This window comes from Candidatus Propionivibrio aalborgensis (assembly GCF_900089945.1).
GTDB classification, from domain to species: domain Bacteria; phylum Pseudomonadota; class Gammaproteobacteria; order Burkholderiales; family Rhodocyclaceae; genus Propionivibrio; species Propionivibrio aalborgensis.
Genome location: NZ_FLQY01000158.1, coordinates 1 through 6,135, shown reverse-complemented (window position 1 = coordinate 6,135; position 6,135 = coordinate 1). Strand labels below are relative to the sequence as shown.

Genomic DNA, 6,135 nt, shown 5'->3' with positions numbered 1-6,135 from the left:
CGCCGAGCAACTGGCCAGTCTCAGGCACCACGGCTGCGATGAAATTCAAGGCTTTTTGTACGCCCGGCCAATGCCTGGCGATGCGCTTGTGGCGTGGCTGCGCCAGAAACAACACACGGCACTTCTACACGCGTAGCAGACGCCAGTTCTCTTCGCCCGTTGCCAGCTCAGTTTCCCTTTGCACGGCGCAGCAGCACCCGCAGCGATTCCAGCGCTGCGGGATAGTCGAAGTCGCTGATCCGCCGGCCCAACTGCATGGCCGCCGAACCGAAGGTGGCCAGCAGGACCGGCCGGTTGGCCGCGAACAGATCGCCTGCTGCGGTGTCGTCGCTGGCCAGTTGTGTTTCCAGTTGTTCGAGCAGCCGTCGTATCTGGCCGTGGCTGGCCAGCATCCCGATGCCCTCACCACCCACACCACCCTCGCCAACCGCTCCACCCTCGCTATCCGCAGCCGCTTCAGGTTGGTACGAGAGAATGACGACCAGCGCGCCCAGTTCGACCTGCAAGGTGTCGAGCAGCGCCATCTGCGCAGTCGCCGGGGCATCACTGCGCAAGGCCTTTTCCAGCGCTTCGGCAGCCGACTGGACGGTACTCGCGCCGAGCGTGGCGGCCACGCCCTTGAGCGCGTGCAGCCGTTGCCGGGCGGCATCGCTCTGGTCTGCTGCCAGCTCATCGCGCAAGTGGCGGGCATCGTCGCCGTGGCGAGCGGCGAACTGCCGCAACAGCGCCAGGTAGGCAGCCGTGTCGCCACGCAGTGCAACCAGCCCGCGCACCGTGTTGAGCCCCTCGAATTCGGCCACGGATTGCGGCAGTGGCACCGGCGACGGCACTGCGCGCGATGCGGGAAGCGCCGGGTCAATGCGCAGAACCGGAGTCGCCCGATAGTCAGACCCGGTCGACGTTGCTGGCGATGACCCCGCCGACAGCCAGACCAGCAAGATGTGATAGAGGGCATCGGGCTCGACCGGCTTGGTGATGAAGTCGTTCATTCCGGCCTCTTCGCAAGCCAGCCGGTCTTCGTCGAAGGCGTTGGCGGTCATCGCCAGAATCGGCGTCTTGCCGCGACCCGGCAGGGCGCGAATGGCGCGGGTGGCTTCGAGGCCGTTCATGTTCGGCATCTGCATGTCCATCAGAATCAACGCGTAAGCCGTCGAGCGCGCCTTATCCAGCGCCTCCCGGCCGTCGGCCGCCACATCGACCGCCAGACCGGCACCGTGCAGCAGTTCCAGCGCGACTTCACGGTTGATCGGCTGGTCTTCGGCAAGCAGAATGCGGGCGCCGGCGTGCGCCCGGCGCAACTGCGTTTCAATGCTCTCGGTGCTGGCAGCCTTCACTTCGGCGGGCATGGCACCGTGGCCGCGCTGCAGTCGGGCGGTAAACCAGAAGCTGCTGCCCACCCCCGGCGTACTCTGCGCACCGACCTCGCCGCCCATCAGTTCCGCCAGTCGCCGGGTGATGGCCAGCCCGAGGCCGGTGCCGCCGTAGCGGCGCGTGATCGAGGTGTCGGCCTGTTCGAAGGCCTGGAACAGGCGCTCCAGCTTTTCCGGCTCGATCCCGACACCGGTGTCGGTCACCGTGAAGCGCACCTGCAATTCGCCGTCAACATCTTCCAGCAACTCGGCGCTCAGCGTAATGGAACCCTGCCGGGTGAACTTGATCGCGTTGCCGGCATAGTTGAGCAGCGCCTGGCGCAGGCGCGTCACATCGCCGCGCAGCCACAGCGGCACCCCGTCGCGGTCGAGCTCGATCGTCAGCCCCTTGCTCCGCGCAGAATCGCCGATGATCGATGCGACGTTGTCGAGTATCGCGGCAAGATGGAAATCGGTGCTTTCCAGTTGCATGCGGCCGGCTTCGATCTTGGACAGGTCGAGGATGTCGTTGATGATGCCCAGCAGGTGCCGCCCGGCGCCACTGATTTTTTCCAGCCGTTCGGCCTGTTCCGGTGTCACGCCGTCGCGCTGGATGAGGTGCGTCAGGCCGATGATGGCGTTCATCGGTGTGCGGATCTCGTGGCTCATGTTGGCCAGGAAGCTGCTCTTAGCCTGGTTCGCGGCGTCGGCCTGCACACGCGCCACGCTCAGTTCGGCAGTGCGCTCGGCGACCAGTTCTTCCAGATGGTGTCGATAGCCGTCCAGTTCCTGACCGATACGCTTCTTCTCGGTGATGTCTTCCTTGACCGCCACATAGTGGCTGATGCGCCCGTCGGGCTGGCGGATCGGCGTGATGATGGCGAATTCGGTGTATCTGCTGCCATCCTTCTTGCGATTGTAGAGCTCGCCTTTCCACGTCTGTCCCTGGGTCAGCGCCGCCCACAAGGCCACAAAGGTCTCGCGCGGCGTCTTGCCCGAGTGGAGGAAGCGCGGGTTGCGGCCGATCGCTTCCTCACGGCTGTAGCCGGTCGCATGGACGAAGGCGTCATTGACGTACTCGATGCGCGCCTCGGCGTCGGTGATGAGGACGCTTTCCGGGCTTTGTTCGACCGCCTGCGACAGCTTGCGCAGTTCATCCCCGGCCTGCTTGCGGTCGGTGATGTCCCGGCTTACGGTGGCCCATCCGACGACCTCGCCGCTGGGGTCGCGGACGCTGAAGAGGTAGTAGAACATCCAGATCGGCGCGCCGGTCTGAAAATGGCGCAAGCGGATCTCCACGTCGCCATGACCCTCCCGCAACACGCGCGGGAAGAATTCCTCCGCGATGAACCGCTGATCCTCAGGGAAAAAATAATCCTGTACACTGACCTGGCAGGCGGCGGCCAGGTCGGAAAGCCCGACCATGCGCAGGCCCGCAGGGTTCACATAGTATGGCTTCAAGTCGAGGTCGCACATGCCGATGAATTCGCTGCTGCTTTCGGCCAGCATGGCAAACTTCTGCCGCCCCGCCTCCGCAAGCCTGCGCCGGGTGATATCGCGAGCCAGTAGAATGAAACGCGGCTCATCCCCGACTGCGACCTCCTTGCGGGCAATGGAGCATTCGTACCAGCGGCTCTCCTGGCCGAATGGCACATGGATTTGCAGGCCGGTCGAATTGCCGCGTTCCTGCGCCTCGTTCAGACTCGCCTGAGTTGCCGACCAGGCTTCACCGGAAACGATCTCGGAAAGCAGCCTGCCGACGGAATCGCCAGGCAGGATCAGTGAATCGGTGCATGAGGAGTGTGCTCCGTGAATCCGGCCGTCCAGCCCGATCTCGAACATCAGATCCGGTATGGCGGACAGGGTCGCCTGCAACTGACGTTGCGTAGCGAATATTTCGGCCGTCCGCTTGGCGACCTCGCTTTCGAGCCTCCGCTCGTGCTGCTTTGACTCAAGCAGCAGTTTGAACAGGAACGCCAGCAGCAGGCTGAAGACAAGTCCAAGCGCGGATTTCAGCGCAAGCCCGAGAGGATCGCTCCAGCCGTTGACGGGCGCAACGCTCAGTGTCCAGTTGCCATAAGGCAGATCGACTACGGCGTTCACCGGGTCGATCAGACTTGGGGACACCGAAGCGCCGATGACCTGCTTTGTTTCGCTGCCCGGGTCGATGCGCCACAGTTCGTACTCGAGGCCTTGTTCGGCCAGTTGCGACAGCCCGACGCCGACCAGGGCTTCGGGGAAGCGCAACAGCGCAATGGTAAAGCCCCAGAAGCTATGCGGGCCGCTGGCGTCATCCAGAAATACCGGTAGGCGCGCGAGCAATCCCTGTCCGCCCTGAACCAGATTGAATGGCCCGGCCAGCGTCAGTTGTCCGGTATCGCGTGCGATAAAGGCCTCCCTGTTTCTCGCCGGGTCCAGCAGCAGATTGTGACCGATGGCCTTTTCGTTGCCGGCGAGTGGCACGACCTGGCTGATTATTCCGCCGGGCGCCAATTGCAACGCGGACACCGCAGGATAGAGCCGCAGCATCTGTTTGGCCACCACCTCGAAATCGATGCCCGTGCCATGGCCATGATCATGGCCATGGCGAAGCAGTTCGGCCAGGACATAGGTCACCGTCGTGCTGCGTTCGATCTGGTTCCGGATCGACTGTGCACGATAGGCGCCCTGGCGGGACACCTGTTCGCGCAGTAGTTCGAGTCGATTCAGTTCGAGGCGCCAGATCAGCGCACTCACCAGTATGGCCGCCATGAGAAAGGCGAATATTGCCCCGAGCCATGGCAGGGGGATCCGGAACCCACCTGCATCCGGCCGGGTTGTTCCGGGCACTGGCGCGGGCGCGTCGGCCGTCATGAGTTACGCTGCGTCATCAGGTCACCTTGGGCGGGCAGACAGGGGCCAGGCTCGCGCCACCGCTCAGGCCTCGTCCCGGTAGCGCTCGGCAATGGCGGTCAGCTCGGCAAGGTTGTCAAGGAAAGCATCGACGACATCAGGATCGAAGTGTTTGCCACGTCCGGCGGCGATGATCTTGCCCGCTTCGGCAAACGGCATCGCCGATTTGTACACCCGCGTCGAGATCAGGGCATCGAAAACATCGGCGACCGCCATCAGCCGGGCTGAAATCGGGATGTCGTCACCGGCCAAACCATCGGGATAACCGCTGCCGTCCCATTTCTCGTGATGCCAGTGCGCGATCTCCTTGGCCAGGACGAGGAAGTCCAGGCGCATCTCGGCGTCGCTCTCGGCCTTTTCGATAGCGTCGGAACCCAGCTTGGCGTGGGTTTTCATGATCTCCCACTCGTCCGTGGTGAGCGGGCCGGGTTTGAGCAGGATGCTGTCGGGGATGCCGACCTTGCCGATGTCGTGCAGCGGTGCCGACTTGGTCAGCAGATCGATGTTGTGCCGGCTGAGGAAGGATGAAAACCGCGGGTGGTGTCTGAGTCGCTCGGCCAGCAAGTGAACGTAGTTCTGCGTGCGCTGAATATGGTTTCCGGTCTCCGGGTCGCGCGTCTCGGCGAGGTGGGCAAGCGCCCGGATGCTGACCAGCTGGGTCATGTCGTTCTCGGCCATGCGCCGTGCGACTTCGGCTTCGAGAACGGCGTTCTGATTGCGCATCCAGTCGCGCGCCTGTTTGGCTTCGAGTTGGGTGCGCAGCCGCGCCAGCATGACAAGCGGCTTGATCGGCTTAGTGATGAAATCGGCGGCACCAAGCTGCAGGCCTCGCTCTTCGTCGCTGGCTTCGGCCAGGGCGGTGAGGAAGATTACCGGGATGTCGGCGGTGGCGGGGTTGCTGCGCAAACGCTCAAGCACGGTATAACCATCCATGCCGGGCATCATCACGTCGAGCAGCAGCAGGTCGGGCCGTGGCTCGCTGGCTGCCGCACGCAACGCGCTCTCTCCGGAATTGGCGGCGCGTACCTGGTAGTCCGGCCGTAGCAGGTTGGAAAGAATCGACAGGTTGGTCGGTTCGTCGTCGACGATGAGTATGGTTGCAGCGTTCATGGGCTACGGTTACTCCGTTTATCGCTTCGCGATCCCACTAGGCTACCATCCAATCAATGACGTCTGAGATCTTTTGTAAGACCCCGCTTAACTGATTCTAGTTCGATTCCCTGATATAACCAGCCCGCATTTGCTCAAGGACTATTACGGCATCGTCGACGGAAACTAAACCCTGCGATAGACCTCTGCACCGCTCTTCACGAACTCGACCGCTTTGGTCTCCATCCCCATGTTCAGCGCTTCACTTTCTTCGATCCCCTGCGCCGCGGCGAAATCGCGAACATCCTGGGTTATTTTCATCGAGCAGAAGTGCGGGCCGCACATCGAGCAGAAATGGGCGACCTTCGCCGATTCCTTGGGCAGCGTCTCGTCATGGAATTCCTTGGCCTTGTCGGGGTCGAGGCCGAGGTTGAACTGGTCGTCCCAGCGAAACTCGAAACGTGCCTTGGACAGCGCGTTGTCGCGGATCTGCGCGCCGGGGTGGCCCTTGGCCAGATCGGCGGCGTGCGCAGCGAGCTTGTAGGTGATGATGCCTTCCTTGACGTCGTCCTTGTCCGGCAGGCCGAGATGCTCCTTCGGCGTCACGTAGCAGAGCATGGCCGTACCGAACCAGCCGATCATGGCGGCACCAATGCCGCTGGTGATGTGGTCGTAACCGGGAGCAATGTCAGTGGTCAGCGGGCCGAGCGTGTAGAACGGGGCTTCGCTGCATTGTTCGAGTTGCAGGTCCATGTTCTCCTTGATCATGTGCATCGGTACGTGGCCAGGCCCTTCGATCATCACC

Annotated in this window: 3 protein-coding genes; all 3 read right to left on the bottom strand. The window is 63.0% G+C overall.

What is annotated here, in order from left to right:
- Nucleotides 1–167: 167 nt before the first annotated feature.
- Nucleotides 168–4,202: a PAS domain S-box protein gene (locus PROAA_RS08930; protein ID WP_186411015.1), complete on the bottom strand. Its 4,035-nt coding sequence runs from the start codon at nucleotides 4,200–4,202 to the stop codon at nucleotides 168–170.
- Between the two features lie 63 nt (nucleotides 4,203–4,265).
- Complete coding sequence (locus tag PROAA_RS08925) at nucleotides 4,266–5,351, bottom strand: HD-GYP domain-containing protein (RefSeq protein ID WP_186411014.1); 1,086 nt, start codon at nucleotides 5,349–5,351, stop codon at nucleotides 4,266–4,268.
- A gap of 165 nt (nucleotides 5,352–5,516) precedes the next feature.
- Nucleotides 5,517–6,135 (bottom strand): phosphomethylpyrimidine synthase ThiC (locus tag PROAA_RS08920; RefSeq protein WP_186411013.1); only part of this gene is annotated, 619 nt, incomplete at its 5' end.

Coding starts and splice junctions, on each gene's coding strand:
- PROAA_RS08925 (WP_186411014.1), bottom strand. CDS start 5,351: ATGAACGCTGCAACCATACTCATCGTCGACGACGAACCGACCAACCTG.
- PROAA_RS08930 (WP_186411015.1), bottom strand. CDS start 4,202: ATGACGGCCGACGCGCCCGCGCCAGTGCCCGGAACAACCCGGCCGGAT.